The 1935-nt window shown below is 44.1% G+C and carries 2 protein-coding genes; both read left to right on the top strand.

Features of this window, described 5'->3' with window-relative positions; genetic code table 11:
* A partial coding sequence (locus tag A3729_RS21140; protein WP_068634252.1) for an FAD-binding oxidoreductase occupies positions 1-971 on the top strand: 971 nt, incomplete at its 5' end.
* Between the two features lie 20 nt (positions 972-991).
* Positions 992-1935: permease (locus A3729_RS31795; RefSeq protein WP_197475968.1), on the top strand; the 944-nt coding region annotated here is incomplete at its 3' end.

The following is a 1935-nucleotide window of genomic DNA, read 5'->3' as shown; positions in this document are numbered from 1 at the left end:
GAGGTAACCTATCGACTAATGCGGGCGGTATTAAAGTTATCAAATACGGCATGAGCCGTGATTGGGTCTTGGGTTTAACCGTGGTAACAGGTGCTGGCGAAATTCTTGAACTAAACCGAGACTTGTTGAAAAACAATACCGGATATGATTTGCGTCACTTGTTTATTGGTGCTGAAGGAACACTTGGTTTTATCACTGAAGCAACAATGAAACTAACGCGTCAACCGAACAATCTGACTGCTTTGGTTCTGGGTCTATCAGATATTGGTAACACCATGGATGTCTTGAAAGCATTCCAAGCAAAGCTGGACTTGACTGCCTATGAGTTTTTCTCGCACGAAGCGATGGGGCATGTCTTAGCGCACAACGATGTGCCTGCACCCTTTGAAACTGAAGCGCCTTTCTATGCATTGTTGGAGTTCGAATCGACGTCTGACCAGGTAATGGATGACGCAATGGCTTTATTTGAAACCTGTGTTGAAGAAGGGTGGGTTTTGGATGGTGTGATCAGCCAGAGTGAAACCCAGCTCAATAACTTATGGCGTTTGCGTGAAGGTATCTCAGAGTCGATTTCTGTGCGTACTCCGTACAAAAACGATATTTCGGTCGTGGTCTCTAAAGTTCCTGAGTTTCTAAATGAGATCAATTCAGTGGTGACTGAGCATTACCCGGATTTTGAAATTATCTGGTTTGGTCATATCGGTGATGGCAATCTGCATTTGAATATTCTTAAGCCTGAAGATTTAAGCAATGAAGAGTTCTTCTCGAAGTGCATTCAGGTAAATAAGTGGGTTTTTGATATTGTCGCAAAATACAATGGTAGTATCTCGGCAGAGCACGGCGTCGGAATGGTCAAGAAAGATTACCTGGGTTATTCGCGTTCGCCTGTTGAGATCGAAATGATGAAAGGCGTTAAGCGTGTCTTTGATCCAAAAGGCTTGATGAATCCTGGAAAGATTTTCGATCTGTAGCCTCTTTAATTAGATGGTGAATGTACGGTAATGAGAACAATATGCGGGTAGTCGATAAAAGGGGATTTCTTTGCTCTCTCATTCTGCTCGCCTTTATCTCATTGTTGTTCTTGTCCCAGTCGCGGCTTCCAGCGCTGGATGAAAAAGCTCAGATGGGCCAGCGCAACCATCTTAGTTCTCTCGCCTTTGATGTCATTTACCCGCTTAGTGCTGAGCAAGGGCATGCAGAGCGTATTCTCTATAGCTCGCTTAACTGGGCATATACCAACTGGCAAGGAATGACCTTTGGTTTTCTATTTGCTGCAGCTGTACTGACTTTAATATCTTTCCTTTCAATAAACTTGCCTAAAGTCGCAGATGGGCGAAATCCTTATAAACAAGCGTTTATTGGTGCCTTGCTCGGAACTCCTTTGGGTGTTTGCGCCAACTGTTCTACGCCCATTGCTTTTGGTTTATACCGGGGAGGCCTTCCTACTCCCACCGCTTTATCGATGCTGAGTAGTTCGCCAAGCTTTAATTTTATCGTGGTTGCGATGTCACTAAGCTTGCTGCCCATAGAGCTAGTTGCCATTAAGTACATCTTGATCGTATTTTTTGTCTTACTGGTAATTCCCTTTTTAAGTGCTCGTTTTCATGGCGAGGGTGGTAAGTTTAAAGGTAGTGGTATTGATCTCCCGCTAAATGCCTGTGCAATTACGCAACAAACTAGGGGGCTTCAGTTTGTCTTTGAATTTACCAAAGCATATTTGGGGCATTTAGGGTTTATCTTAAAAGGGGCGCTGCCTCTTATGCTTTTAGCTGGGGGGCTTGCTGCGCTTGTAGCAGAATTTGTTTCACTAGATAACTTAAATGGGTCGTGGACCTTAATAATACTAATTGTGGTGGCCTTGTGCGCTGCTTTTTTTCCGGTTCCTATTGCCTTCGATGTTGTTATCTCAGTTGGCTTGTTGGCAGCGGGGGTTGA

The sequence above is a fragment of the Oleiphilus sp. HI0043 genome (assembly GCF_001634935.1).
This window is presented reverse-complemented; position numbering and strand designations above follow the sequence as displayed.